This is a genomic window from Streptomyces sp. NBC_01591, from assembly GCF_035918155.1.
In the GTDB taxonomy this organism is placed as follows: Bacteria; Actinomycetota; Actinomycetes; order Streptomycetales; family Streptomycetaceae; genus Streptomyces.
The window spans coordinates 682837-707450 of the sequence record NZ_CP109327.1; the positions used below are offsets into that span (position 1 = coordinate 682837).

26 protein-coding genes, 1 tRNA gene and 4 pseudogenes are annotated in these 24614 nt (G+C 68.8%); 9 read left to right on the forward strand and 22 right to left on the reverse strand.

The genetic code is table 11. The features are described 5' to 3' along the window. Window positions 1–99: 99 nt before the first annotated feature. The 5 genes and pseudogenes from OG978_RS03370 to OG978_RS03390 form a co-directional block, all read right to left on the reverse strand. Window positions 100–888: an ABC transporter permease gene (locus OG978_RS03370; RefSeq protein WP_326763719.1), complete on the reverse strand. Its 789-nt coding sequence runs from the start codon at window positions 886–888 to the stop codon at window positions 100–102. Continuing rightward, a complete protein-coding gene (locus tag OG978_RS03375; protein WP_326763720.1) occupies window positions 885–1901 on the reverse strand; it encodes an ATP-binding cassette domain-containing protein in 1017 nt (338 codons plus the stop codon). The genes OG978_RS03370 and OG978_RS03375 overlap by 4 nt, the downstream gene beginning before the upstream one ends. Window positions 1902–1982: 81 nt before the next feature. Then, window positions 1983–2825 carry a DUF4097 family beta strand repeat-containing protein gene (locus OG978_RS03380; protein WP_326763721.1) on the reverse strand — a complete coding sequence of 281 codons (843 nt, stop codon included), beginning with the start codon at window positions 2823–2825 and terminating at the stop codon, window positions 1983–1985. A gap of 90 nt (window positions 2826–2915) precedes the next feature. After that, window positions 2916–3434, reverse strand: a complete 519-nt coding sequence (locus tag OG978_RS03385) for a toxin-antitoxin system HicB family antitoxin (RefSeq protein WP_326763722.1) — start codon at window positions 3432–3434, stop codon at window positions 2916–2918. A gap of 575 nt (window positions 3435–4009) precedes the next feature. Further along, a pseudogene (locus OG978_RS03390) lies at window positions 4010–4279 on the reverse strand (winged helix-turn-helix transcriptional regulator); the annotation flags it as partial. A 20-nt stretch (window positions 4280–4299) separates the two neighbouring features. Here OG978_RS03390 and OG978_RS03395 point away from each other — a divergent pair. Further along, window positions 4300–4883: pseudogene (locus tag OG978_RS03395) on the forward strand (NADPH-dependent F420 reductase). Between the two features lie 207 nt (window positions 4884–5090). On the opposite strand, the gene OG978_RS03400 reads toward OG978_RS03395, so the two are convergent. Continuing rightward, complete coding sequence (locus OG978_RS03400; protein ID WP_326763723.1) at window positions 5091–6122, reverse strand: SMI1/KNR4 family protein; 1032 nt, start codon at window positions 6120–6122, stop codon at window positions 5091–5093. 140 nt (window positions 6123–6262) lie between these two features. Here OG978_RS03400 and OG978_RS03405 point away from each other — a divergent pair, with 140 nt between their 5' ends. Together OG978_RS03405 and OG978_RS03410 are read left to right on the forward strand one after the other, a co-directional pair. Then, entirely contained in the window at window positions 6263–6607 is a 345-nt protein-coding gene (locus tag OG978_RS03405; RefSeq protein ID WP_326763724.1) for a hypothetical protein, read from the forward strand. 508 nt (window positions 6608–7115) lie between these two features. After that, window positions 7116–7612: pseudogene (locus tag OG978_RS03410) on the forward strand (response regulator). A gap of 301 nt (window positions 7613–7913) precedes the next feature. Here the strand turns inward: OG978_RS03410 and OG978_RS03415 are convergent. From OG978_RS03415 to OG978_RS03425, 3 genes are all read right to left on the reverse strand, one after another. Then, the gene (locus OG978_RS03415) at window positions 7914–8891 is read right to left on the reverse strand and encodes an MBL fold metallo-hydrolase (RefSeq protein ID WP_326763725.1); all 978 of its coding nucleotides are present in this window, start codon (window positions 8889–8891) and stop codon (window positions 7914–7916) included. Next, complete coding sequence (locus OG978_RS03420) at window positions 8888–9346, reverse strand: PaaI family thioesterase (protein ID WP_326763726.1); 459 nt, start codon at window positions 9344–9346, stop codon at window positions 8888–8890. The genes OG978_RS03415 and OG978_RS03420 overlap by 4 nt, the downstream gene beginning before the upstream one ends. A 72-nt stretch (window positions 9347–9418) precedes the next feature. Then, a complete protein-coding gene (locus tag OG978_RS03425; protein WP_326763727.1) occupies window positions 9419–10036 on the reverse strand; it encodes a LysE family translocator in 618 nt (205 codons plus the stop codon). 110 nt (window positions 10037–10146) lie between these two features. Here OG978_RS03425 and OG978_RS03430 point away from each other — a divergent pair, with 110 nt between their 5' ends. Both OG978_RS03430 and OG978_RS03435 read left to right on the forward strand, forming a co-directional pair. Further along, on the forward strand, window positions 10147–10620 hold the full coding sequence (locus tag OG978_RS03430; protein ID WP_326763728.1) for an Lrp/AsnC family transcriptional regulator: 474 nt from the start codon (window positions 10147–10149) through the stop codon (window positions 10618–10620). Window positions 10621–10759: 139 nt separating this feature from the next. Beyond that, complete coding sequence (locus tag OG978_RS03435; RefSeq protein ID WP_326763729.1) at window positions 10760–11287, forward strand: DinB family protein; 528 nt, start codon at window positions 10760–10762, stop codon at window positions 11285–11287. A 247-nt stretch (window positions 11288–11534) separates the two neighbouring features. Here OG978_RS03435 and OG978_RS03440 read toward each other — a convergent pair whose 3' ends face one another. From OG978_RS03440 to OG978_RS03450, 3 genes are all read right to left on the reverse strand, one after another. Continuing rightward, window positions 11535–12026 (reverse strand): NUDIX hydrolase, encoded by a 492-nt coding sequence (locus tag OG978_RS03440; protein WP_442817649.1) that lies wholly within the window; start codon window positions 12024–12026, stop codon window positions 11535–11537. Between the two features lie 592 nt (window positions 12027–12618). Then, a tRNA-OTHER gene (locus OG978_RS03445) sits at window positions 12619–12692 on the reverse strand. A 239-nt stretch (window positions 12693–12931) separates the two neighbouring features. Continuing rightward, window positions 12932–13705, reverse strand: a complete 774-nt coding sequence (locus OG978_RS03450) for a carotenoid oxygenase family protein (protein ID WP_326763730.1) — start codon at window positions 13703–13705, stop codon at window positions 12932–12934. 64 nt (window positions 13706–13769) lie between these two features. Here OG978_RS03450 and OG978_RS03455 point away from each other — a divergent pair, with 64 nt between their 5' ends. Further along, window positions 13770–13913, forward strand: a complete 144-nt coding sequence (locus OG978_RS03455) for a hypothetical protein (RefSeq protein WP_326763731.1) — start codon at window positions 13770–13772, stop codon at window positions 13911–13913. Between the two features lie 34 nt (window positions 13914–13947). Here OG978_RS03455 and OG978_RS48220 read toward each other — a convergent pair. From OG978_RS48220 to OG978_RS03470, 3 genes and pseudogenes are all read right to left on the reverse strand, one after another. Further along, a pseudogene (locus OG978_RS48220) lies at window positions 13948–14184 on the reverse strand (hypothetical protein); the annotation flags it as partial. Between the two features lie 197 nt (window positions 14185–14381). Next, window positions 14382–14732, reverse strand: a complete 351-nt coding sequence (locus OG978_RS03465; protein ID WP_326763732.1) for a hypothetical protein — start codon at window positions 14730–14732, stop codon at window positions 14382–14384. Then, complete coding sequence (locus tag OG978_RS03470; RefSeq protein ID WP_326763733.1) at window positions 14725–15285, reverse strand: RNA polymerase sigma factor; 561 nt, start codon at window positions 15283–15285, stop codon at window positions 14725–14727. The genes OG978_RS03465 and OG978_RS03470 overlap by 8 nt, the downstream gene beginning before the upstream one ends. A gap of 624 nt (window positions 15286–15909) precedes the next feature. On the opposite strand from OG978_RS03470, the gene OG978_RS03475 reads away from it, so the two are divergent. Next, on the forward strand, window positions 15910–16341 hold the full coding sequence (locus tag OG978_RS03475; RefSeq protein WP_326763734.1) for an MmyB family transcriptional regulator: 432 nt from the start codon (window positions 15910–15912) through the stop codon (window positions 16339–16341). A 114-nt stretch (window positions 16342–16455) separates the two neighbouring features. Here the strand turns inward: OG978_RS03475 and OG978_RS03480 are convergent, their stop codons facing one another. The 3 genes from OG978_RS03480 to OG978_RS03490 all read right to left on the reverse strand — a co-directional run bounded on the left by OG978_RS03480 (window position 16456) and on the right by OG978_RS03490 (window position 18731). Then, entirely contained in the window at window positions 16456–17160 is a 705-nt protein-coding gene (locus tag OG978_RS03480) for a class I SAM-dependent methyltransferase (protein ID WP_326763735.1), read from the reverse strand. A gap of 138 nt (window positions 17161–17298) precedes the next feature. Next, window positions 17299–17679, reverse strand: coding sequence for a hypothetical protein (locus OG978_RS03485; protein ID WP_326763736.1), 381 nt, complete (start codon window positions 17677–17679; stop codon window positions 17299–17301). Between the two features lie 149 nt (window positions 17680–17828). Continuing rightward, window positions 17829–18731, reverse strand: coding sequence for a LysR family transcriptional regulator (locus OG978_RS03490; protein ID WP_442817650.1), 903 nt, complete (start codon window positions 18729–18731; stop codon window positions 17829–17831). Window positions 18732–18887: 156 nt separating this feature from the next. Here OG978_RS03490 and OG978_RS03495 point away from each other — a divergent pair, with 156 nt between their 5' ends. Beyond that, on the forward strand, window positions 18888–19724 hold the full coding sequence (locus OG978_RS03495; RefSeq protein ID WP_442817818.1) for an EamA family transporter: 837 nt from the start codon (window positions 18888–18890) through the stop codon (window positions 19722–19724). A gap of 663 nt (window positions 19725–20387) precedes the next feature. Here OG978_RS03495 and OG978_RS03500 read toward each other — a convergent pair. From OG978_RS03500 to OG978_RS03510, 3 genes are all read right to left on the reverse strand, one after another. Next, window positions 20388–21215 carry a PhzF family phenazine biosynthesis protein gene (locus OG978_RS03500; RefSeq protein ID WP_326763738.1) on the reverse strand — a complete coding sequence of 276 codons (828 nt, stop codon included), beginning with the start codon at window positions 21213–21215 and terminating at the stop codon, window positions 20388–20390. Between the two features lie 410 nt (window positions 21216–21625). Next, a complete protein-coding gene (locus OG978_RS03505; protein WP_326763739.1) occupies window positions 21626–22126 on the reverse strand; it encodes a hypothetical protein in 501 nt (166 codons plus the stop codon). A 145-nt stretch (window positions 22127–22271) separates the two neighbouring features. Beyond that, entirely contained in the window at window positions 22272–22757 is a 486-nt protein-coding gene (locus OG978_RS03510) for a carboxymuconolactone decarboxylase family protein (RefSeq protein WP_326763740.1), read from the reverse strand. Between the two features lie 199 nt (window positions 22758–22956). Between OG978_RS03510 and OG978_RS03515 the strand changes: the two genes are divergently transcribed. Beyond that, the gene (locus OG978_RS03515) at window positions 22957–23934 is read left to right on the forward strand and encodes an RNA polymerase sigma-70 factor (RefSeq protein WP_326763741.1); all 978 of its coding nucleotides are present in this window, start codon (window positions 22957–22959) and stop codon (window positions 23932–23934) included. A gap of 9 nt (window positions 23935–23943) precedes the next feature. Here the strand turns inward: OG978_RS03515 and OG978_RS03520 are convergent, their stop codons facing one another. Continuing rightward, window positions 23944–24273: a transposase gene (locus OG978_RS03520; protein ID WP_326763742.1), complete on the reverse strand. Its 330-nt coding sequence runs from the start codon at window positions 24271–24273 to the stop codon at window positions 23944–23946. Window positions 24274–24614: the final 341 nt, after the last annotated feature.

Consider the following 24614-nt stretch of genomic DNA (forward strand, 5'->3'; position numbering starts at 1 on the left):
GCCGCGGACGGGGACGGGGTGGCGTACGCCGACGCGGTGTCGGAGTACGCCACCCCGGGTGGGACAAGTTGCGGAAGGCGGCCCGCGAGGTCGTCCGGGCTACTTCGGATCGCGGTTGAAAACCGCCTTCGACCAGAAGTAGCCGAGCGCGGAGAGAGCCAGGCACCAGGCGACCGCGAGCCACCCGTTGTTGCCGATCCCGCTGCCGAGCAGCAGGCCGCGCAGGGTCTCGATGGCCGGCGTGAACGGCTGGTACTCGGCGATGGGCTGGAACCAGCCCGGCATCGCGTCGACCGGGACGAAGGCGCTGGAGATGAGCGGGAGGAAGATCAGCGGCATCGCATTGTTGCTGGCTGCTTCGGCGTTCGGGCTGACCATACCCATCCCGACCGCGATCCAGGTGAGCGCCAGGGCGAACAGCGTGAGCAGCCCGAATGCCGCGATCCACTCCAGGGCCGTGGCGTCCGTGGAGCGGAAGCCGATGGCCACGGCGACGGCACCCACGAGGACCACGCTCATGACCGACTGCAGCACGCTGCCGATGACATGCCCGGTGATCACGGAGCTGCGGTGGATCGCCATCGTGCGGAAACGGGCGATGATGCCCTCGGTCATGTCATTGGAGACGGACACCGCAGTGCCGATCGTGGTGCTGCCGACGGTCATCAGCAGGAGGCCCGGCACGAGGTAGGCGATGTACTCGGAGCGGTCGGCGCCGCCGCCCATGCCCGCGCTCATCACATCGCCGAAGATGTAGACGAAGAGCAACAGCAGCATGATCGGCGTGAGCAGCAGGTTCAGGGTGAGGGACGGGTAGCGCCGCGCGTGCAGGAGGTTGCGGCGCAGCATCGTGGACGAGTCGCGTACGGCGAGGGCCAGGGAGCTCATCGGACAGCCTCCTTCGGCTGGTTCGGCTGGTTCGGCTGGTTCGGCTGGTTGGAGCCGGTCAGGGCGAAGAACACGTCGTCGAGGTCGGGGGTGTGCACGGTGAGCTCGTCGGCCTCGATGCCGGCCGAGTCCAGCCAGTCGAGGATGGAGCGCAGCTCCCGCTGGCTGCCGTCGCTGGGGATCTGCAGCGACAGCGCCTCGTCGTCCCGGGTGACCTCGCGCAGCACGGAGGCGGCGCTCTGGTATGTGGACGGGTCGGAGAAGCGCAGCCGGATGTGCCCTCCGGGAATGAGCCGCTTCAGCTCGTCGGCGGTGCCTTCGGCGGCGATCCTGCCGTCGTTGAGGACGGCGATATGGTCGGCGAGCTCGTCGGCCTCCTCCAGATACTGGGTGGTGAGGAAGACAGTGACCCCGTCGGAGACCAGCTCGCGGATGATCTGCCACATGTTGTGGCGGGAGCGCGGGTCGAGCCCGGTGGTGGGCTCGTCGAGGAAGATGATCCGCGGGTTGCCGACCAGCGTCATGGCGATGTCGAGGCGGCGCTTCATGCCGCCGGAGTAGGTGGAGGCGGGCTTCTTCGCGGCCTCCACCAGGTCGAACCGCTCCAGCAGTTCGGCGGCGACCCGGCGGCCCTCGCGCTTGGACAGGTGGTGCAGGTCCGCCATGAGGAGCATGTTCTCCTCGCCGGTGATCAGGCCGTCGACGGCGGAGAACTGCCCGGTGACGCCGATCGCGGCACGCACCCCGTCCGGTGACGTGGCGACGTCGTGGCCCGCGACCTGGGCCTGGCCGCCGTCGGCGGCGATGAGCGTGGACAGGATCTTCACGGCGGTGGTCTTGCCGGCGCCGTTCGGCCCGAGCAGCGCGAACACGGACCCGGCCGGGATATGCAGGTCGATGCCGTTGAGCACGGTCTTGTCGCCGTACGACTTGCGCAGACCGACGGTGGAGACAGCTGCGGGCGACTGCGGACCATCGCCCCTTCTGGACGTGGACATGACAGATGAAGGCATGGAGCCCTCCCGTTCGAAGGGTGAAGTGACTGAGACGAATGGGGCGACTGGGGTGACTGGGCGAGTTCGCGGGGTCGTTGCTCAGACCCGGGCGCGGCGGACGTCGATGTTGCCGTACCGAGTGCGGGCGCGGACCTTGACGGTGTCCTCGGTCTTCTCCGGGGCCTCGGACGCGGTGAGCGTGTTGCGCACCTGGCCGGAGCCCGAGCTGGCGTCGAGCCAGGCGGCCGTGCCCTCGCGAATGCCGACCTCGATGGCGCCGTAGGAGGTCTCCAACTGGACGGTGCCGCGAGCCACTTCGCCCACGCGCAGGGTGCCGTGGGCGGTGGTGGCGGTGACCGAGTCCTCGGCACGCGCGATGTCGATGTCCCCGTTGGCGCCGCTCACCCGCAGCTCGCCGGTCGCGGCACCGACGGTCGTGGTGCCGTGCGAGTTCTTCAGGACGGCAGAGCCGTCCACGGTGCCGACGCGCAGACTGCCGGAGCTGGTGGTGATCTCGGCCGCGCCCTCGACACGGTCGACGGTGATGGACCCGTGTGACGCCTTCAGGTGCAGCGGCCCGGTGGCGTCGAGGCGCACATCGCCGGACGAGGTCTTCACACGCACCTCTCCGAGCCGGCCCTCGCCCAGCACCTGGGCCCAGGCGCCGGTCATGTCGATGCGCGAGCCCGTGGGCAGTTCGACCGTCACGTCGACGGTGCCGGTGCGGCCGAACAGATTGGGCTTGGGCGTCCTGACGGTCAGTACGCCGCTCGCGTACGTGACCTCGGTCTGCTCGGCCGTCCGCGCGTCCTGGTCCTTCTTGGGGTCGCGGGGCCGCACGTCGACGAGGGTGTCGAGACGGTCACCGGCGGAGAACCGGACGGAGCCGGCTTCCACGTGCACGGTGGCGGAGATCGCTTCGGGAGTGTCGAAAGAAGGCATGGCCGTACCGTCCTCTTGGGTCTTCGGGGCGTCCCCGCTGGTGGGACGTGGTGTGGGTGAAGTGGGGCGGGTGAGGCGGGCGGGGCGCGGCTAGCGGACCCAGCCCGTGATGCTCTGACCGATGGTGTGGGTCTTCTCCGTCGTACGCGGCCGCGTGCCGCCATTGACCGCGGCCGACACGGCCCGCACCAGCCACGCGTTGACCGACAGGCCCTCGCGGCTCGCGGCCTCCTCGGCGCGCGCCTTGAGGTGGGCCGGAAGTCGCAGGTTGACGCGGGCGGTGCCACCCTCGTCGCCGTCGGCGGGCGCCTGCGCCTTGAGCGGCTCGACGGGCGCGGCTGCCACCTCCATGGGACTGACGTCGGCAGGCGGCGGCGTCACCACGAAGTCGGGGTCGAGCCCGCGCAGTCGTACGTCGACCGAGCCGGGGGCGAGTTCGCGGGTGATCTCGTCCATCGCGGCGGAGAGCACATTGAGCATGGTCAGACGGGTCGCCGACTCCAGAGGAGCAGTGAGCCGCTCGGCCAGCTCGCGGGCATCTTTCCCGCCGGCTTCGGCGGCCACCGCGAGTTCGCGGCGGAGGGTGTCGACATACGGCGTGAGGTCCATGACGCCATGATGGCATCACGATGGCACCCCGTGCAAGTCTCTGTAGCGCCACGCTCGGGGTCAGCCCGGCAATGACCCCTCCGACCTGCGGAAACATGGCGATAGCGACCTGAGTCATTGTGGCGCCATGCGTGCACATGCGTCTCTTGGGGCGCGAAATGGCGCCGAGTGGCGCCAGACAGCATCGAACGGTGCCACCCTGCACCATGTGATGCCACGCGGTGTCGCAAGGGTGCTGCCCCTACCTCGCGGCCTGCCGCTGGATCAAGCCGCCCGCTGCGGCGCGATCGCGCCCGCCCCGCCCCGCCCCGCCAGGGCAGGTGTGAGGTCATGATCAGAAGCATCGACATGCACGCGTTGTGACAGCACAACTTGCGCATCCGTATCCGGCCCGCAACCAGCGTCGGGGACCTGCCGCGAACTGCGCCGGCACGGGCGTCCTGCACCGCTCCGGCTTCCTCGACAGGATCGAAGTCACCAGCTCCGCCACCATCGAGCGCAAGCTCGGCGTCCGGTCCGGGAACGCTCGATCTCGTTGTGATGACAGCGTGTCAGGTGGAGGTCGCGGGCTGGACTCACCCGTCGTTTCGGTCCCGGGCAGCCATGACCTCATCGCCGTGCTCAAAGGCCCAGGCGCCGAATGCGTCAATCGGGCCGAGCAACGTCCGCCCGAGAGCGGTGAGTTCGTACTCCACACGGCGCGGCGCTTCTGCATAGGCATGTCGTTCCACCAGACCGTTGAACTCCAGCCGCCGCAGCGTCTCGGTCAAAACCTTGGGGCTGATGCCGCCGATGCGCTCGCGGAGTTCGCCGGGTCGCCTGGGACCGTCCCGCAGGACCCAGATGGGGGCGGGCCCGGCACGAGGTGTTCGTCGGAGGCCGGGACGAACTGAAGGCCCCGCGGCTCGCGACGCGCATCGGCGGCGGTGCGGGACATGGGACCCTGCATGCGGCGGCGGACTTCGGTGAGGTGGTACTGGTCGCGCTGCCGTACGGGGCGGGGGCAGACGTCGTCAAGGAGCTCCAGGCGGCGCTGAGCGGGAAGGTCCTGCTCGACTGCGCCAATCCGGTCGGGCCCGGCTTCCGGCTGCTGACCGAAGGGGGCCCCTCGGCGGCGGGCCGCCTCGCCGCGGCGGCACCCGGCGCGCAGGTCGTCAAGGCGTTCAACCTCTGTCACGAGGACGTGTGGCGGATGACCCCGCCGCTCTTCGACGGTCAGCCCCTCGCGGTTCCGGTCTGCGGGGACGACGAGGCCGCACTCACACGGGTATACGAACTGGTGCGGGACATGGGATGCGCGCCGGTGCCTGTGGCGGGCTGGAACGCGCCGGACTGCTGGAGGCGACAGCGGCGCTGTACATCGGACTGTGGGTGGATGAGCAGGCGGACGTACGGGCGATCGCACCGCCGTTGGCATACGCGACAGGTCCACGAGCCGAGAGCGTGTGAGGTGTACCGGGGATTGCGTCAGGGGTTCTGCGGCGCGCCGAGGGTTGGGGCTCTGCCCGTAGTCGTCAACATCTACGGAGACGTCGGCGGCCGGCAAAGCTCTCACCCGCTCCAGGGTCTCTGCTCGGAACGTGGGCGCGCAGAGTGACGTGGTGAGATGCGGACACACGACGGTTCGTTCAGACGCCGTCGCCTGACGAGTACGGGCTACCGGTCGCCGACCACGGTGGCGAGTTCGTCGAGCAACGCGGTGACAGCGGCATCCGTCATCCGATAGCCGTCGGCGGTCCCGGAGATGCGGCCCGAGGCGACACGGGAGTTCCACCAATCTTCGAGGAAGCCGGGAGCGTATCCACCGGTGGAAAAGTCGTAGGGGTCGGCCACGAGACCGAAGACGATCATGAGCTCATAGTCCGGCAGCGCGTAGGAACGCTCGTACTGCGGAGGCGTCCTTACGTACCGGTCGAAGGATCCGACCTGGTTGAAGCTGGTGTACAACCAGAACAGGTAGTCGTACATCAGCGTGGAGCGCGCATCGGCGTGCAGGGCGAAGAACCCCTTGTCGTGCACGACGGCCTCCGCGAGTGCCCGCATTCGCCGGTCCGCGTCGGGCAGAACCTCAGCGACCTCGCGGAAAGCGCGCAGCAGCACCGGGGAGAAGCTGCCGTCGCGCACCGTGGCCAGGGCGGCGATCCGGTCCTCCTCCGCGGTGTCGTAGACGGACCCGTCGACCAGACCCGTGACGAAAGCCTCGAAGTTCTCCGCGACCAAGGTGATCGCGAAGTCGTCCTCCTGGTCGACATGGACCACGGTCGGCTCACCGTGTTTGCCGCAGGCGCGGTAGTCGAGGGCGAGCATGTCGTGGCCGGCCGATGGTGTGTCGGCGAAGTAGACACCGATCTCGGGGTACTCCCACATGTCGCTCCAGAACCGACTGCCGTACTCGCCGCCGAGCGATTGCGGCCTTGTCCGTCCGATGCCCCTGATGCCGGTGATCACGATGTGGTCGTCGGCCCAGGTGGTCGGCTCGGTCATGGGGAAGTGGTCCCGGGTCGGAACACCGCCGTTGTGCGCGGTCATCAGCGCGATGTAGGAGGCGGGCAGGCGGTACCCGCCGAGTTCCTCCTCCACCGACGCGATCAGTTCCTGCGTGGGCGGAGCCTCCTCCACGTACTCCTCCAGCGCGTACGCCGAATCGTCCCAGAACCCGGCCGCGTCGAAGCCTTCGAAATATCCCACTGTGCCCTCCCAGGCCTGCTCACCGAGCGATCGTACGTTCCGCGTCCGGACGCGATCACGGTCGCCCTCCGCTTCATCGCGTTTCAACTCGTCCGAGGGCCACCAGCACCTCACCTCGGTCCCGTTGAGGCGGCCCCGCCATGCCACGGGCGCAGCACCGGGACAGCGTTTCCGGCTCGCTACGGTTCTGTACGCGGATAGCGCACGCTGCTCACGTCTACGCTGCCCGCCGCACCGCGTTGGCCGACGCGCTCACCAACCGCGGCGTGACGACGACTGCGGAAGACGGCCTGTGCCTGTGGATCCCTGTCCTCGACGAGGAGGCAGCCATCCGCTTCCTCGCCATCAATGGCGTACTCGTCCACCGCGGCAACTCCTCCTATCCCAAGCCGGGGCCACCTCGCATCCGGGTGGCCACCTCCAGACTTGCCACCAACGTCGAGGACATAGCGCGCCTCATCACCATCGCCGGCTCCCACAGCTGAGCAATCAGCCGGGCGCTGACGAGCGGAGTCAAGCCGCTGGCCGCAGGCCCCGAACAGCGTTCTCCCAGCTCAACCCATGCGACAAGAAGGACCGCAGCGCGAGCAGATGTCACACGCCGCACAGCGACGTAACATGCGACATGAATAGCTGACCATTACTCAATCGGCGATGCGGTCGCTGATTCGGGAGGGCTTGATGGTTGCGAACACGGTCAGGACCTGGGTAGCGGGCTGGGCCGCGTCCCCGCGGACGCCTCCGCCGGTCGAGAAGCCCTGGGGGTTCTACATCGAGGTGACCGACAGCCCAGGCGGTATCGAGGGGCGATACGCCGCCTCCTCGTCCGAGGAAGGTGGTCTGCCGGCCGGTGCGTTCGGCCGAGACGATGCGGCAGCCTGCGGCCACTTTTGCCGGGTTCACCGCACCGGGCCTGGTGAGCCGATGATGCGCGACCGTCAAATCGCTTATGTCTCCAGCGGCTTGGATGCCTGAGTCGACCAGGATGATCACGTGGTCGCCGACGACCAGGCGCTCGTCCGCACCGGCTTCCGCACGACCCCGACGGCGGACGGCATCTATGTCGTCGCCGATGCGGCCAATGGCGTCGAGGCGGTGGACGCCGTGCACCGCACCCGCCCCGACGTGGTCCTCATGAACATCCGTATGCCCGAACCGACGGCCTGGAGGCCACCCGCCGCATTCTGGGCGACTGCCCCGACGGCGCACCGGCGCCCCGAGTGATCACGCTGACGACCTTCGACCTCGACGACCTCGTCCGCGAGGCCCTGTCCGCCGGCGCCAGCGGGTTCCTGCTCAAGGACGTCACCCCGGAACACCTGGTCGGTGCCGTCCGCCTGGGCAACACCGAACTGGCCGCCCGCCTCCACCTGTCCGAGACCACTGTGAGGACCCACGTCTCCCGCATCCTCGGCAAACTCCAGCTACGCGACCAGGTCCAGGCGGTCGTCCTCGCCTACGGGAGTGGACTGGTCGCCGTGGGGCGCTGACGCAGGCCACAGCTTCGGCCAGGACCTGTACCCCGTCGAACAGCTCCGACTCGACATGACCAGTGCGATACGGACGGTGGCGAGGCCGCTCCCCCTCCCGGGCGGCGATGGGCTGCAGCGATCGGCTGCCCGGGCTGGACGAACGCTGCACCTCCACCGGCAGCATGTCCAAGACCTTCTCGCCGACCGGACTGCACCTGGGCTGTATCGCCGGTCCGGCTCCTCGGCCGGCTCGCCCTGGCCTGACTCCTCACCAGGGGGGCGAGGATGCCCCTGTGGCCCCCGCCCCTTCGCGCCGCTCTTACCCGGGTGCCACCGCCGGCCAGGCACGTGGGTACGGCACGCGCAGGGCGGTCCCGTCGACCGTGGCGTGCTCGGCGGCAGCATGCAGGAGCCCGTCGCGCAGGACGAGCGCGCCGCTGCGGAGCATGGTCGTGACCAACTCGGCGGCGAGTACCTCAGGGGTCACGTCCAGGAGCCGTGCGGCGTCGGTCAGCCAGGCCCGGGCGTGCAAGTAGGGCTCGACCCCGGCAGCTGGGATGCCGTCGCGGATCATCAGGGCGAAGGCGAAAATCCGGCGGGCGCCGTACCAGACCGCTCCGTCCGGGTCGTCGACGAGGCGCTGGGCCCGGCGCAGGGCCGCGGCGAGGGCGGCGTCGGGGTCGGTGGGGATCGGGCCGTGAGAGGGGAGGATCACTCGCGGGGCGAGGTCGGCCAGCCGCTTGAGGGAGGCGAGCGCGGTGGCGGCCGCGTCGAGCCCGTCGAGTGCGAGGTTGACCCAGCCGACGTCATAGTCCGACAGCGCGTCCCCGACCACGAGGAGCCGCTCCTCCGGCTGCCACAGGGCCAGATGGCCCGGGGTGTGGCCGGGTGTTCGTATGACCTCCCAGTCCGTCTCCCCGAGGCGGAGGGCCTGCCCGTCTTCGAGGGGGACGTCGACCGTGTACGGAGCCACGGGCTGGTCGAGGTACTCGGCCGCACAGCAGCCCGGGTCCCTGCGAGAGATCGCCTCCGCCTCGGGTGCCCCGGCGGCGATGCCGACGCCGCCCGCCTGGAGGAGAGCGTTGCCGCCGACGTGGTCGGAGTGCCAGTGGGTGTTCACGACCAGGTCGACGGTCCCGGCGTGGGCGCGGGCCCAGGCGGCGGTCTCCTCGGCATGGGCCACGAAGCCGGTGTCGACCAGGGCCGGCTGCCGTCCGTGGAGCAGCAGGGTGTTGGAGTCGGGAAAGGGACGCTGCCACCACGTCAGCCAGGACGGCAGAGACGGCTGCGGGCTCACTCGGCGGGCCTGTTCACGCGGATCAGCGTCTGCTGTCCGTTGGCGACGAGCTTCCGCTCGCCGCCGTCCTGGACGCCGTACACCTCCAACTGGCGCACGGTCAGGGTGCGTCCGGACTTCAGAACGGTGCCGATCGCCTCAAGACGGTCCCCGGCGGCGGGCGCCAGGAGGTTGATCTTGTACTCGACGGTGAGGACCTCGGCGTCCTCGGAGAGCAGTGTGAGCGCCGCGTAGCCACCGGCGCTGTCCGCGATGGCGCTGGTGGCCCCGGCGTGGACGTAGCCGTGCTGTTGGGTCACCTCGGGACGGGCCGGGAGTTCGATGTGTACGCGGCCGGGGCCGATGTGGGCGAGGCGCGCGCCGAGGTGGGTCATGAGGCCCTGCTGGTCGAAGCTGTCCTGGACGCGCTTCTGGACCGCGGGGCTCGCCTGTTCCTGCTGCGTCTGGTCTTCCACGTACGTGCTCTCCTTCGTGTCCGTATCGAGTGGAGCGGGGTGGTTCGTCATCGAGTGGAGCGGGGTGGTTCGTCAGCCGGCCAGGCGCTCCACCAGCAGGAACCCGCCGATGACGATCATCATGGCACCGGATGCCCGCGTGACCGCCCGGGCAGCCGAGGGCCGGGTCTTCAGGAGGGTACGGGCAAGGACGCCGACGGCGAGGTAGACCAGCGCGCAGGCCGTCATGTGGAGCGCGCCGAGCAAGCCGGTCTGTGCGGCGACCGGCCAGCCGGCCGCGGTGTCGATGAACTGCGGGAACAGCGAGAAGTACAGCAGCAGCGCCTTCGGGTTCAGACCGCTTATCCCGGCCCCTTTGAGCATGATCTGCGCGCGGGAGGAATCCATCGCCTCCCCGGGGGCAGCCAGCGCGGCCGGCCGCCGGAGCACACTCCAGCCCAGCCACACCAGATATCCGGCCCCGGCCACGGTCAGCGCGGTGAGTACGACCGGGGAGCTCGCCACGATCACCACCAGGCCCGCGACCGCGAGGAGTGTGTACCCGGCGTACCCGGCGATCAGCCCGGCGACCGCCGGGACGACCGAGCGGTCGCGCAGGCCGGCGGAGATGGCGTAGGCCCAGTCGGCGCCCGGGGTGAACACCAGCAGCAGATCCACTGCCAGGAAGGCCGCCAGCGTCGTCGTGTCCATCTGTCGTTCCCTCTCATTTCTTGCTTTGAGAGGGAAGGCTAGGTCGGATATGCCCGAAAGTGTTTGCGCATTTACCCCATGATCGCGTTATGTGAGGGAGAATCTTCTCCATGGATGCCCTGGATCGGAAGATTCTTACCGAGCTACAGCTCGACGGCCGTCTCACGGTCACCGAGCTGGCCGCCCGCGTGCAGCTCAGCGTCTCGCCCTGCCACCGCCGCGTACGGGACCTCGAACGCGAGGGGGCGATCCGCGGTTACCGCGCCGTGGTCGACCCGGCCGCCGTCGGCCTGAACTTCGAAGCCCTCGTCTTCGCCACTCTGCGCTGGGAGGACGCTGACACCGTCACGTCCTTCGAAGAGGCCGTGACCGCCGTCCCGCACGTACTCCAGGCCCAACGGTTGTTCGGCGAACCCGACTACCTCCTGCGCGTGGCCACCGCCGACCTGGCCGCCTTCCAGCAGCTCTACGACCAGCAGCTCGCCCGGCTGCCCGGGGTCCAGCGCCTGACCTCCACCCTCGTCATGAAGAACGTCATCGACGACCGCCCCCTGCCCGAGCAGTCGCCTGCACCGCACGGCTGACTCCTTGCCGGTCCGCGACGCCCTGGAAGGACGGCTGCTACGCCAACCAGCCGCAGAGCCATTCGCCGCACACTGTGCTCGAACGTCGCGGCCGGCGAAGACGGTGGTACGTCATAGCCGTTTCTGCCAAGGTGCAGTCATGGAAACGACACCGGATGGACGGCCCATCCCGCCCCCGCATGCTGATGAGCGCGCCATGCTGGAAGCATGGCTCGACTTTCACCGTGCGACACTCGCCCTCAAGTGCTCGGGCCTCGAAGACGCTCAGCTACGACTGGCCTCGGCGGCACCGTCGTCGATGACGCTGCTGGGCCTCGTCCAGCACATGGCCGAGGTGGAACGCAACTGGTTCCAGCGCGTGTTCACGGGCCGGGACGTGCCTCCGGTCTTCGGGGAGAGCAATGCCGATGGCTTTGCCCTTCATCCGGACCGTGGACTCGACGAGGCGACGGCTGTCTGGCAGGAGGAAGTCGCACGAGGCCGTGAGTTCATTGCCGCCGCGTCACTGGACGACTCCGGTCGCCTGCCTGAACAGGAAGCCGCCCATGTAGGCGACCATGGAGTGTCACTGCGCTGGATCCTGGTCCACATGATCGAGGAGTACGCAAGGCACAACGGCCATGCCGATCTGATCCGAGAGCGAATCGACGGAGTCGCCGGGGCATGAGGCGTGCCGCCCATGGTTGGCATGACCGCACGAGCGGCCGCCCCGGCCCGGCCTGCGCCACCCGCGCGCAACCGGCCGAATGCACGGCTTCGAGAGCCTCGCCGAGCACCGGCCATTGCTCGCACCGGACTTCTCGGCGAGGCACAGGAGGTGCTCTCACTGCCCTTCACCTTGCAGTTCGACTTGGCCATCGGCCGGCAGCACCACACATCCGAGCCCCGATCAGCCGCGTCAACAACCCTGCGGGTCAACACACCTGGGCCGTGTCCGGGCCATCTTCTACAACCTTCGCGATCATGTCGTGGATGAGGTACTCGCCGGGGGCTCGGTTCTCCTTGAGGCGGGGGAGGTCGTCGATGCCGAACCAGTCGTAGGCGGTGTGCTTGGACCATTCCAGGGCGGGGTGGTCCAGATCGCCCTGGACCTCGACGAGATAGTCGGCCTCGTGTCGCGTTCCACCCCCGTCATCACCCGTCCAGGTAGTGATCCCGAGGAGGTGTCGGACGCGGCGCAGGCGCCAGCCCGTCTCCTCTTCTATCTCGCGGGCGAGGGTGTCCAGCAGGGATTCACCGGGCTCGACGTGGCCTCCGACGATGTCCCAGCAGTCGGGGAAGAGCCGCCTGTCAGGGCCGCGCTTCTGAGCGAAAGCTCTGCCGTCCTGGTTGAGGATGACTGCCCCGACTGTCCATACCTCGCCGTCGCCGGGCGCGGGGATCTCGACGCCGTCGTCCACGGTCACGCGGAGCTGAAAGCGCGCCCTCGTCTCCCTCGGCACCGTCACAGCTGCCCCTCTCGTCGCCTGGCTCCGATCCTGACTGGCGCACCAGGAGTGATCATTCGCCTTCCTGTCGGCTACTGGCCCTCTCGGCCTCGATAAAGGACCGGGCCCGCCTCAACACGGACTGCCGCCAGAGCTCAGGGTCGGAATCGTAGACGGCGCAGTTCGCCTGCCATCGGCTGAACTCGTCGCTGATTTCCTTGATCGATCGGCACCAGGCGATGCCCCGTCCATGTCTCACGAGCCCGGGGCGCCGCGGGTCGCAACTCAGGTCGAAACCGTGCAGGTACTGCAGGGCTGTCACACCGAGGCCACTGGCTTTTCTGCATTCTGCGCGAGCAGTGCCCGCGTGGGAGATTGACGCCCTGTGGCAGGTCCTCGTCGTCCTGAAGCAGGCGAAGGACGGGAAACCGGACGCCACTTCCTCCTCCGGATCACTCTTCCCGGCTCAGCCCTTGAACCTCTGGCGTTCCGGCGGCACCTGTTGAAGCGACTGAACGAGCAGTTGACGTCCTGAGCGCCGCGAGCCAGAACCGTGGTTGCTCGGGCGGGATGGGGCCGACCGGATTCGAACCGGCGTCCTCCCACACGCGGTGAAGGCGCGACGACCACTGCGCTACGAGCCCCATCCCGTTCGCGATCATACGGGCGCCTGCACTCCACCCCTCTTGAATTATCGAAAGCGACGAGAATCACTCAACGTGACAGCGCTACAAGAGTTGAGCAAGAACCCAGCCCCTCGAACAAACAAATGCCGCTGCTGGAAGTGAACGAGGTGGCAGACAGTGAGTACGACGCGGGCAAGGGCAAGAAGTTGGATGCCATCACGGCTTACTGCGAGGGCGTCAACAGACACCCGATCTGGATCAACCAGGGTTTGTCCGACCGATCACATGACCCTGGTCCGGGTGGACACCTCCGTCGTCGAGCCCGCCCACCGGCACGCATGGCCCAAGTACTGTGCGTCCTGGGGACATTGGGCTGGAATCGGCGAGCCGCCACCGTCCACGAGATGACACCTCGCAAGTGCTGCGGACGCGGCCCGCGCGCAGGTCTATGGTCCAGCGGTCGAGCGCGGGTGTGCCGGTCGCAGAGGGCCCGCCGTTGCCCCGACCCGCGGCGTAGAACGGCGCGGGCATGGTGGTGAGTTCCATGACGACGGTGTCGCCGTGGTCGTAGGCGTTGAGCCTGTTCGAGTAGAGCACCGGATCGATATCGAACCAGCGGGTGGCGCCGCCGGTCCGCGGCATCACCCCCACTCGCATCGGGTGCTTCGGGTTCCAGATGTACGGCACGGGTGTGCCCGCCTCGGCGGCCGCCAGGTCGAAGGTGATCGGCACGTCGACAATCACCACGTACTTCCTGGTGAGAGCGAAGTCGTGCATCATCGGCGCGTCCGACACCGGGATCCTGGTGGTCCGTGCCACCCGGCCGGTCCGGTCGATCATGACCAGTCCGGCTGCGCTGACGTGCCGCTCTCCCCTGCACACGAACGACTGGGCGCCGTCGTCGGTGACTCCGAAGGAGCACGCGCCACGGGCGTGCATCGGATACGCGTAGTGCTCGAAGCGGGCGTCCATGGCCTCCAGCCCGAGCCCGGGAACCCGCCGGTAGGCAGCTCGTTCCCTGGAAGACGTCATGTCCCAGTTGTGCCGCACGAGCGTTCAAGCCCCCGGACCTGGTACAGGTGCACCCTGGACACCGTTGCTTGGCACCCTGTGGCGCCTCGCCCGCGACTGGTACACCGGACGCCTCGAACCGGGCTACACCCGCCGCGACCTCGCCTCCGCCACCGCCTACTTCGCCGAGGTCGGCCTGAATGGATCTTTCTGGGGGCTGCCTGACTGAGGCCTGGTCTCCGCCTGCCGCCCCGGCAGCATGCTCGGCGTGCTGGTTGGGGCCCGTCCAGCCGGCACAGGCTCTCCCCCCGCGCCGCAGGCGTCCGTTGATCTGGTCGATCCGTTCCGGGACCGTCGCCGCGATACCGCGTCTGCGGATGCAGGCGCGGATCTTCCGGGCCGAGCAGCCCTTGTCCGCGGCGACGCGGTCGGGCCGGGTACGGGGGCGTCGTCCCTTGCATGACGGGTTCGAACTGGGTGCAGTCGTTGACGCGAGCAGACAGTCCCAGGTGCCGTCGGCGGACAGTGGGTGACGGACCTGGGCCCCGGTACGCGTACGGGTACGTCGGCATCGTGATGGACGACTGGCTCAACTACCCGACCGCTGGCCCTTCTGGCTTGGGCCGGAAGGGCCAACAGCTTCCGGCATGGCGCCGAGTAGGTGGCGTTGCGCCGTGGGCGGCGGCCGGTTTGTCGCTTACCGGCCCGGCGCGACGGGTTCGCGACGTGGGACGCTGTGCGGTTCTGATGCTCGGGGCTGCCTGATGTCGTCTCCGTGCGACCGGATGTGCTGGGCGACGGACAGCTCGCAGCGGCCGTCCACGCACGAACGCCGTAGCCGGCCCTTCGAGATGGTCTGCAGCAGCCCGATCGTCCAGCACATGGGACACCCGCGCAACGCGAGCAGACCCACTGGTGCGAGCAGCAGCCCGGCCGGCCCGACTGCCGGGATGAGCAGGACCGAACCGGTCAAGGCGCCGAAACCCAGCGCGCCGCGCACCAAGTGCCGGGGCAGCGACGTACTGGCGAAGCTCTGATGGTCAGTCATGACTGGCTCCCGGGCGTGAATCAGGCGTTTCCTGCAATGTCTGACGAACCGTTGTGCGGGCGCGGTGCAGCCTCGACTTCATTGCGGCGGTGCTGAGGCCGAGCGCATCGGCGACCATCCGCCCGCTGTAGCCCTGGATGTCGCGCATGATCAGCACACGTCGTTGGTCGGCGGGCAGGCCGGCGATCGCCGTCGCCACCCGGCCTGCTTCCAGACGCTGCAACACCTCGTCCTCGAAGGACGGCATGACGGTGTCCGGGACCGGTCCGTGACTGTGCAGCATCAGCCGCGCCCGCCGCAGGCACTCGTTGCGCACAATGCGGAACATCCACGACGCCAGCGCCCCGGAGGCCCGCAGCATTCCGATCTTTCGGTACAGGATGATCAGCGCTTCCTGTGCGGCGTCCTCGGCATCCTGGGGAGAGGCGCACAAGGAGTACGCGAACCGCTGCACATGCGGGTGCGAGCCCGACACCAGAGCGGCTGCGGCCTCGACGTCGCCCTTCTGCGCCGCGACGATCAACTGTTCGCCGGGCCATGTGAAGTCAGCCATGCGATCGCCCCCGACGACGCCGCACGATGACAGCACACGCACAGATGAGCACAGCCGCGACGATGACGGCACCAATGATCACGACAAACCTCCGGTTCCTGTGCCGACGCTGTTGTCCGCACATCCATGAGAGGCGCGACCACCGCCAAAGGATTCACCCCTGCAGGGTTGCGCAGTGTCGGCTCACGGCATGACCCGCCGCGACTCGGCCACCTCGAATGAGAACGAGTGAGCATCCGTCACCTGGAATGCCACGGGGCAGCTGCCACCTGCCCGATACCAACTCCAACTCTGCCGACCGGTAACCGACTTCATTTATCCCATCCGCTCCAGAGCAACGGCAATCACCAGCTCAGGAACGAGACGCCACTGGAGTTCCAAGCGTGGTAGCGGCGGGCCGCCGCAAGCACCCCAACGCCTCACTTAGGCTAGGCTAACCTGATCACGATCACTGCATTAGGGGCTGCCGACGTGTGGACGGATGGGAACGGAATGAAACAGGTGCGGCTCGCCGGGATCGCGGGCGTTCTGGCATAAATTGCCTGGCTTGTCGGGGACATCCTGCTCCTGGGCAAGCCCATGGCATCGCCCGATAATCATCCCCTTCTGAATGACTATGACGGAATGGCCGGTGTCTCACTGGCGGCGATGCTGCCGGCTTCCACGACGCGGCTGGCGTGGGGAGCGCTGCTCGGCGTGCTGACCGGTCCGGCCGCCCTCGCGCGAGGGCGGCGGCCTGCGGCATCCCAGCTCGCCGACCTCGTCGGCGAACTCACTCTGAAATCACCCGAGTTCCCCAGCTGGTGGACCGATCACCGCGTCCTGCGCCGCACCCATGGCGCAAAGTCCTACCACCATCCCCTCGTCGGAGACCTCCGCTTCTCCTACGAGTCCTTCCAAGCGCCCGGCGAAAGCGACCGGACCCTGTGCGTCTACAACGTCGAACCGGACTCCGAAACCGCCCGCTCCCTCCAACTCCTCACCAGCTGGACGGCACCACAGCCGGACACGCTCCCCCTGCCAGAGCCCACCATCCCGCCCGAAGCAGCCCCGTAACAATTCCGCCCGGCCGGCATCAGGAAGGAGCAACTCCAGGCCCTGCTTTGCGGCTGGCGTCCGAGCCCAGAATCCCTGGCCCGTACCGGCGCCCGCCCGCCCCCCTGTCGACGGCTAGAGATTTGGGGGCTGCGGTAGGCGGACAGCAGACACCAGCAGCGTTTCGGCCGTGCGCGGCCCTTGCCCGGCGGCGGCCAGCGCATCGACGGTGATCTCGGTGAACCCGGCCTCTTCGAGGGCCTTCGTCCACACGTGTTCCTGGAGCACCCAGCGGCGCATCGTGGTCTCTTCTCCTTCCGGTGTCCTTGCCGGGATGTCGGCGGGCACGGCATCGGGCTGGGCGTGCTCGCCGCTCAGGTAGTGGGCGAGGGTGGAGAACACCAGCCGCCCGCCGGGCCGCAGCGCGGCGGCCGCGGTCGGCAGCAGCTCCCGCGGCTCGGTGAAGTCGACCGCGCCGAAGACGCTGTAGAGGACGTCGTACGTGTTGGTCATCGCCTGCAAGTAGGCCACGACGTCGGACAGCACGATGCGCAGGCGCGGCGCGAGGTGGCCGTACAGGTCGGTGGCCATGGCGTACTGGGCCGGTGAGGCGTCGACCGCGGTGACCCAGGCGGGTTGGTGATGGACTGCCAGGTGCGCGGCGTGCCGGGCCGTCCCGGCGCCGAGGTCACCGACGCACCGGCCGGTCAGGTCGCCGAGCACTTCCGGGCCGGGTCCACCGTCCTGGTTCCAGGTCCAGTGAAAGGCCTCGGGGACGGTCCGGTCGGCAGCGGCACGGCCCCGGCCGTAGTGATACCAAAGGTCTCCGGTGGTGGTCACCCGTCCTATCCTGGCGGGCGCGACCGCGCACCGTACTGATTACCGGGAGGCCATGTGCACCCCCTAGCCGCTGTCTCGATGTGGTATCTCGTGGACATCGGGCCGGGAACGGTCCCCTCCTCGTCGCCGTGCCTCCCGTCAGGAGCCGCTGAGGTAGTACTCAAGAGCTGAGCCGGTCATTGCAACGACGCCGGCATCCGCTCCAGCTCCTGCAGGAAGATGCGACCGGTCCCTCTCCTCGCGGAGAATCACCGGCCGGTCCGTCGGGGTCACACTCGCCCCGAGGCGGTCCACCAGCTCGGCCAGGACATCGAAGAACTGGCCGGGCGGAAAGCGGTTGACGGCGATGCAGACCTGGTTGATGTCTACGTCGACCTCGTAGCCGTCGGCGGTGCGGATCAACACACCGTTCGTGAGATCCTCGTCGGCGGCCGCAACGTACGGCGCCAGGACTTCTCGTACGAGCTCCATGTCGAGGGGCTCCGGTTCACCGTTCCGATAGCGGAGCACGAACAGCATGCGACTCATTGTTCTGTTGGCTCCTCTGTCCGCCGGCGGGGCACAGCAAGATGTCGGCGAAGAGCCTTCTCCCCGGCCGAGGGCGGTCGGGGAACTCTGCCCCCGCCCAGTGTCGATCACGTGCACTTTCCGGACGAACCCGCCCGCCCTCACTTGGGGTCGGTGTCCCGGCGGTAGAGATGAGAGGCGAGGGCGATGGCGGTGTGAGTGGCGGGGTGGGCGTCGTGGGGGCGCCAGATGAGGTGGACGGGGATGGGGCCGGCGTCGCGCAGGGGGCGGTAAGTGATGTCGTCGCGGCGGTATTGGGCGGCTGTGGCCTGAGCGCTGAGGCCGATGCAGCGGCCGGTGGCGATGGCGGCGAGCCAGTCGTCGATGTCGTGGGTGTACTCGACGTCGGGCCGTTTCCCTTCGGGCCACAGGCCGAGGGTGGTGGTGCCGGTGCGGCGGTCGATGGCCAGAGTGCGGGTGGGGATCTCAGCCAGGCGGACGCTACGGCGGCGGGCCCAGGGATCGTCGGAGGCCAGGGCGACGTAACGCGCCTCGTGGCCGATCAGGGCATGCGCCCAGGGTTTGAGGTCGAGCGGGGCGCGGATGACGGCGAGGTCGCACAGCCCTTCGGCGAGGCCGCCGGTGGGGGTGTTGTGGCGGATCAGGCGCAGGTCGGTCTCGGGGTGCTGTTCGTGCCAGCGGCGCTGGAATTCGGTGGTGTGGCTGCCGAAGGCGGACCAGGCGTGGCCGATGTGCAGGCGAGTACGGCCGGTGGCGGCTTCGTGGATGAGCTCGTCGGCGCCGGCGAGCAGGACGCGGGCGCGGGCGAGCACCTGCACACCCGCGGGGGTGGGTGCGACGCTGCGGCTGGTGCGGTGCAGCAGTCGCACCCCGAGCAGGTTCTCGAGGGCGGCGAGGGTGCGGGAGACAGCGGCCTGGGAGGTACCGAGTTCGTAGGCGGCATCGGTGAAAGTGCCGGTGTCGATGATGGCGACCAGGCAGCGCAGGTGTTTCAGTTCCAGTGCCTGTGCGCTGCGCCGCTCGTCATCCATACGCTCATTCATACACCCAGCGTATAGATGGTCGCGTGAATGCATTTTGCGTATGCCAGTGGTGTGCCCATGGTGGTGGGTATGCAAATCGACTCCTGCGCCTCTCCCACCGTGGCGCCTGCTCCCGCCGCGCCCGACGGGGCCCGTGGCAGCGGGCGTTGGGGCGGGGTGGCTCTGATGCTGGGAAGTGGCCTGTCCAACCAGACGGGGGCCGCCATCGCGGCGCTGGCATTCCCCGTCATCGGCCCAGTGGGGGTCGTGGCGGTCCGCCAGTGGGTGGCCGCTGCCGTGCTCGGCGCGGTCGGCAGGCCGCGGCTGAGGCGGTTCACCGCGGCGCAGTGGCGGCCGGTGCTGGGGCTCGCGCTGGTTTTCGCCGCGATGAACCTGTCCTTGTACGTGGCGATCGAGCGGATCGGGCTCGGCCTGGCCGTCACCCTGGAGTTCCTGGGCCCGCTGACCGTGGCCTTGAGCGGTTCCCGCCGCCGCACCGACCTCGTCGCCGGTGTGGCGGCCGCGGGCGCGGTGGTGGTCCTTGCCCGCCCCACCCCGTCCACCGATTACTTGGGCATTTGCCTGGCCACGCTGGCCGCAGTGTGCTGGGGCTGCTACATCTTGCTCAACCGGACCGTCGGCGCCCGGCTGCCCGGCCTGGAAGGCTCAGCCGCCGCCGCGGCCGTCTCCGCAGCCCTCTACCTGCCCATCGGCGCCTGGGTGCTCTGGCACCACCGACCCACCCTCGCGGCCCTGGGTTGTGCCCTGGCGGCCGGAGTGCTCTCCTCCGCGGTGCCGTTCCTCGCCGACCTGCTGGCCCTGCGCCGTGTCCCGGCGCACTTCTTCGGGGTGTTCATGAGCGTCAACCCCGTCTTCGCGGCCCTGGTCGGCCTCGTCGTCCTCGGGCAGCACCTCGACCGCCTCGCCTGGCTCGCGATCGCCGTGATCGTCGCTGCGAACACCGCCGTGGTCTCAACGGCCCACCGTCCCACCACCCGACGAAGTACGACATGAAGGCCCTCTTCGTCCACGCCCACCCCGACGACTTCGTCGGCACCCGCCGGGGACCCCGACCGGCTCCAGATCGACGTGGAGCAGGAGCGCCGGTACCAGATGGGCACCTACCCGCCGGACGCGGCCGCCGAGCAAGCCGAGGTCGAATGGTGCGACCTGATGATCTGCGACTCGGCTGGACCTGGACGGCTGTGTGGTGCCGGGACCGGTTCCGCCGTCGCGGGCCCGGGTGACGTGTCAGCTACAGGAGGTCGAGCCGGCTCACGGCCGGACTACGTACACGTAACGGCTGAGGAGATCAAGGTTGCCGAGCAGTGGCTTAGAGGCGGCCGCTGTCGACACTGTCCGCGCGTCCGGTGGGTTCGGGCTCATACTGCTTTCACGAGCCAGTCAGCGGCGGAGGGCGTGCGGGTCAGGCGGGAGTGGGCGGCCCGTTCGCTCACCCCCGAGCGCCTGCGCGACAGTGTCCCGCTTCGGTCCGTCGACGGTGTCTATGCTGAACACGGCGTTGGCCAGGGGCAGTCGGCCGCCGCGGGGCCGGACCGGGCGAGTCCTTCAGCAGGTCGTCGCACTTCACGCCCAGTGCGATGGCGAGGGAGTCCAACACAACGATGTCGGGCTCCCTCGTCCCATGTGCGTGGCCGACCCATTGCAATCGGTCGGTCAGGCGTGCAGGTTTCCATCGAGGACGGTGACCGCGTACCCGGTGAGATGGACGCGGTCACCGTGCACGGCGGTCCTGACAAGCCCGGTGCGCGCGGATACCTGGAGGCCGGTGAGCCCGTTGCGGCCGATCCGCGCCGACCAGTAGGGGGCCAGGGCGGTGTGAGCACTGCCTGTGACCGGATCCTCGAGGATGCCCTCGGCGGGTGAGAAGAAGCGGGAGACGAAGTCGTACTCCAGGCCGGGTCCGGGCGCCGGGGCCGTGATGATGACGCCGCGCAGGCCTTCACGACGGGTCAGGTCGGCTATCGCGTCGAGGTCGGGGGTCACGGCCCGGACGGTGGCCTCGTCGGGCAGGACGGTCAGCAGGTCGCCGAGCGCACCGGTACGGAAGGCTGCCTCCGGCTTCACCCCCAGGGCCTCCGACAAGCCTGCCGGCACCGGTACTTCAGTGCCGGGCGCGGCCGGGAAGTCCAGGGTGATGCTGCCGTCCTCGTGCGCATGCGCGGTGAGGATGCCGCTGAACCGGCTACGGAACCGCACTTCGCCGACAACCCCCCGCTCCCGCCGCAGCGTGTGCGCCGTGGCCAATGTGGCATGGCCGCACAGATTGGTCTCGACGAGTGGGGCGAACCAGCGAATCTCCCAGTCGGCGCCCTCGTCGGCGGGGAGCGGCCGCACGAAGGCGGTCTCCGAGTGATTCATCTCGGCGGCAACCTGCTGCATCCAGGCAACCTCAGGCCAGTCTCCAGCATCAAGCAGGCACACGCCCGCGGGGTTTCCGGCAAAGGGCCGGTCGGTGAAGGCGTCTACGACGTGGATACGCATACCGCGACGATATCGACGCCAATCACAGCCGGGCCAAGTCCAATCCGAGAAAAGTGGACTGATTTCTCGCTCCGAGTCTCCACTCGCCCGCACACCGCTCTTCCGAATGCCGGGGACGGGTCGATATCGAGAGCAGCAAGGCATCACCGACGCGGTTGCCCCGGGCCGCCCCCACCTGGCCAACCCTGGTCTCATCACCCGGCTCAGGACCGATGGCCCGTACAACACGGCCGACAGCCCTGGCGCGTCGTTTCCAACAGGGCACGGTGAAGTAGTCGTACTCCGAGGAGCCCCGACCACCGAGGCTGAAGGTCAGGACGGAGCCGTAGCGCGCCCGCGTACGGGCCCCCGGGAGGGGCGAGCAGCGCTGGTAGATGCCGGATCCAGCCAGGGGGCACGGGGCAGGCTTCTCAATCTCGTCGGCCCGCATGCTGCATCTGAGGGTGGCCCTCGACAGCAGCCTGGTGGACGTGTGCCGCAAGCAGGCCCGGAGCCGGGCCCACCACGTTCTGCACGTCGGCGGCTGTCACGGTGCCGGCCACGAAGATGCCAGTCGGGTGCACCGCATCATGAAGGACGCTGCGATGGAGTCGGGTCCGGTTGAGTCCAGGACGCTCGATCCCCGGTACGAGCGTGTCGACGCGGCTGACCGAATCGGCGCGATGGGCCCGGGCCCACGACAGATGGTCCCCATCGCTGGTCCACTGAGCGTAGAAGAGCAGCCCGGTGCCGTCCGTGGAGAGGAAGACGTGCTGCGCCAAGCGCCCTGTGGGCGTATCGGCCGCCTCCCACTCGTCGATCACGGCATCGGCGGCGGCGCGCGAACGCTCGGAGGAACCCGTGAGCCACTCGCTCATCAGGGCTGTATTGACTGCAGGATGAACAAGATCGAGAAAACGCTTCGTGGTCATCAACTCTCATACGTCAACTGCACTTGAGGTCAAGTGCACGGGCTCGAACACGAGGCGTCACAGTGGCTCGAGATCGGCGGGGCCCGTGCCGCTGGGCCGGCCCGGATCGAATGATCGAGGGCCGGACCAGCGGCTTCGATGACGATCAGACGGCGATGGTGGCGAGGTTGCCTGACTCGTAGGCGCCGCCCTGGTTGTTGAGGATCACGCCGAGCCGGTTGGTTGCGTTGATCACGGCGATCAGGGAGACCAGTGCGATGGCCTGGTCGTCGTCGTAGTGCTTGCGCACCTGGGCCCACGTCTCGTCGGAAACGCCCTCGTGGCCGTCGATGATGCGCGTGCCCTCCTCGGTGAGGGCCAGCGCGGCCCGCTCGGCCTCGGTGAACACGGTGGAGTGGCGCCAGGCGGCGACCAGGTTCAGCCGGGCCGAGGTCTCACCGGCGACCGCGGCGTCCTTGGTGTGGATGTCGACGCAGAAGCCGCAGCCGTTGATCTGGCTGGCACGCAGCTGCACCAGCTCCTGGGTCGGCTTGGGCAGCGGCGACTCCTGGATCACCTGGCTGACGGCAAAGATCCGCTTGCCGATCTTGGCACCGATCTCGTGGGCGAACAGGTTCATACGGGGTTCCATCACAACGTCCTCGCTTGCGGAATCGTGCGCCGCACGGATCGTCCGCGCAGCGTCCTGATGCACATAGGGCGCCGGCCGCCGCGGCCCTGTGACGGCGCGGCGATGTGACGAAGGCCACCGATCTTCTGTGTCACAGGAGAGTGAGGGGCGGCATCTTGTGCGCGACACGGACAAGAGACGCAACAGGCAGGAGCCGACGATGGACGAACGCACCGAGCGAGCGACCGGCGTGAGCGGGCGCAGTCCTCACTCCGGCGAGACGGACTCCGCCACCGAGACGTTCGTCGTCCATCGCAACCTGTTGTTCACGGTTGCCTACGAGATGCTCGGCTCCGCCGCCGACGCCGAGGACATCCTTCAGGAGACCTGGCTGCGCTGGGCGGACGTCGACCACGAAGCGGCGCGGGACCCGCGTGCCTTCCTGGTCCGCATCACCACGCGCCAGGCGTTGACACGGCTGCGTACGCTGCGTCGGCGCAAGGAGTCCTATGTCGGCCCCTGGCTGCCCGAACCCCTGCTGACGGCACCCGATGTCGCCGAGGACATCGAGTTGACCGACAGCGTCTCCATGGCGATGCTGCTCGTGCTGGAGACGTTCGCGCCGACCGAGCGGGCCGTGTTCGTGCTGCGCGACGTCTTCGATCTCGGGTACGACGAGATCGCGCAGGCCGTCGACAAGACCCCCGCCGCGGTCCGGCAGATCGCCCACCGCGCACGGGCCCACGTCGCGGCGCGCCGACCGCGTGAGGTCGTATCCCCGCCCCGGACACGCAGCGTGCTTGCGACTTTCCAACAGGCAGTCGAAACGGGCGACTTGCAGCGCCTGCTCGACATCATCGCTCCGGACGTCGTGCTGCTGACCGACGGCGGCGGAGTCGTACGGGCCGCACTGGAGCCTGTCGTGGGTGCCGAGGCGGTGGCCAACGTGCTGGGCAGGCTCGCGTCCGCGTCCTTGCAGCCGGCCCAGGTCAACGGCCACCCGGCACTGATCCTGCGCACGGGTGGCGAGATCGACACTGTCCGTGCGGTACGGCTCGAAAGCGGCCTCATCACCGGGCTCTACGCCGTCCGCAACCCCGAGAAACTTCACGCATCGGCCAGGAGACCGCAGTGGGCCGCTGAGCCCGAACGGATCCGCCTCGGGCGACCTGGACAGGCCCCAGCGAGGCGGAGCTGACGCCATCTTTCAGGAGCGCGCGGCGGACGGTGGCGAGGCTGGTCGCGGCCCGGCCGGTGCCTCGGTCGCCCTTGTGTTCCGCGGATGCGGGGTATCACGGGGTGCCATGCCGGTCGAGATCAAGTGGTGCTTGCTGCCCTGGCGTCCGCGTTCGACCGGAGAAGGTCCGGTCCGAGCCCCCTTGAGGGCCGGGCTCCGCCGCAGCTGCCGCGGCGGATCCTGTTCCGGGGCCTGGTCGGCCCGCTGCGGGATGGCGTGCGGGGTGTTGCGGTGCCGCAGCCAGGTGCGGATCGCCTTCGAGTCGTAACCCTTGTCGCCCAGGACGTGGGCGGGCCGCACACGTGGCGTCCCGGCCCGATGCGGGGCACCCGTATCGCCTCCAACACGGCGGTGAACCGGGTGCAGGCGTTGGTGTTGCCACCCGTGACCAGCAGGGCGCGCGGGTGGCCCAGGCCGTCGCAGGCCAGGTGGATCTTGCTGGTCAGGCTGCCTCTGGGGCGTCCGAGGGCTGGGCTGCGATGCCCCGTTACCTTTTCTGTGGCCCCGAAATGGGGCGCCTGGCCCCCGGGTCCGGTATGGCTGTGTGCCCCCTGTCGAAGTCGATGACCTGGGGGGTGTTGCCGCCGGGCTTCGGGGCACCGCTTGACCGCTGATGAGGGGCCTGACGACTGCCTGGTCCG

Bases quoted from the DNA above. Each gene is read 5' to 3' on its own strand.
- OG978_RS03370 (WP_326763719.1), bottom strand. From the start codon at position 888: ATGAGCTCCCTGGCCCTCGCCGTACGCGACTCGTCCACGATGCTGCGC.
- OG978_RS03375 (WP_326763720.1), bottom strand. From the start codon at position 1,901: ATGCCTTCATCTGTCATGTCCACGTCCAGAAGGGGCGATGGTCCGCAG.
- OG978_RS03380 (WP_326763721.1), bottom strand. From the start codon at position 2,825: ATGCCTTCTTTCGACACTCCCGAAGCGATCTCCGCCACCGTGCACGTG.
- OG978_RS03385 (WP_326763722.1), bottom strand. From the start codon at position 3,434: ATGGACCTCACGCCGTATGTCGACACCCTCCGCCGCGAACTCGCGGTG.
- OG978_RS03405 (WP_326763724.1), top strand. From the start codon at position 6,263: ATGCCACGGGCGCAGCACCGGGACAGCGTTTCCGGCTCGCTACGGTTC.
- OG978_RS03425 (WP_326763727.1), bottom strand. From the start codon at position 10,036: ATGGACACGACGACGCTGGCGGCCTTCCTGGCAGTGGATCTGCTGCTG.
- OG978_RS03430 (WP_326763728.1), top strand. From the start codon at position 10,147: ATGGATGCCCTGGATCGGAAGATTCTTACCGAGCTACAGCTCGACGGC.
- OG978_RS03435 (WP_326763729.1), top strand. From the start codon at position 10,760: ATGGAAACGACACCGGATGGACGGCCCATCCCGCCCCCGCATGCTGAT.
- OG978_RS03450 (WP_326763730.1), bottom strand. From the start codon at position 13,705: ATGACGTCTTCCAGGGAACGAGCTGCCTACCGGCGGGTTCCCGGGCTC.
- OG978_RS03465 (WP_326763732.1), bottom strand. From the start codon at position 14,732: ATGACTGACCATCAGAGCTTCGCCAGTACGTCGCTGCCCCGGCACTTG.
- OG978_RS03470 (WP_326763733.1), bottom strand. From the start codon at position 15,285: ATGGCTGACTTCACATGGCCCGGCGAACAGTTGATCGTCGCGGCGCAG.
- OG978_RS03475 (WP_326763734.1), top strand. From the start codon at position 15,910: ATGGCCGGTGTCTCACTGGCGGCGATGCTGCCGGCTTCCACGACGCGG.
- OG978_RS03485 (WP_326763736.1), bottom strand. From the start codon at position 17,679: ATGCTGTTCGTGCTCCGCTATCGGAACGGTGAACCGGAGCCCCTCGAC.
- OG978_RS03490 (WP_442817650.1), bottom strand. From the start codon at position 18,731: ATGAATGAGCGTATGGATGACGAGCGGCGCAGCGCACAGGCACTGGAA.
- OG978_RS03500 (WP_326763738.1), bottom strand. From the start codon at position 21,215: ATGCGTATCCACGTCGTAGACGCCTTCACCGACCGGCCCTTTGCCGGA.
- OG978_RS03505 (WP_326763739.1), bottom strand. From the start codon at position 22,126: ATGACCACGAAGCGTTTTCTCGATCTTGTTCATCCTGCAGTCAATACA.
- OG978_RS03510 (WP_326763740.1), bottom strand. From the start codon at position 22,757: ATGGAACCCCGTATGAACCTGTTCGCCCACGAGATCGGTGCCAAGATC.
- OG978_RS03515 (WP_326763741.1), top strand. From the start codon at position 22,957: ATGGACGAACGCACCGAGCGAGCGACCGGCGTGAGCGGGCGCAGTCCT.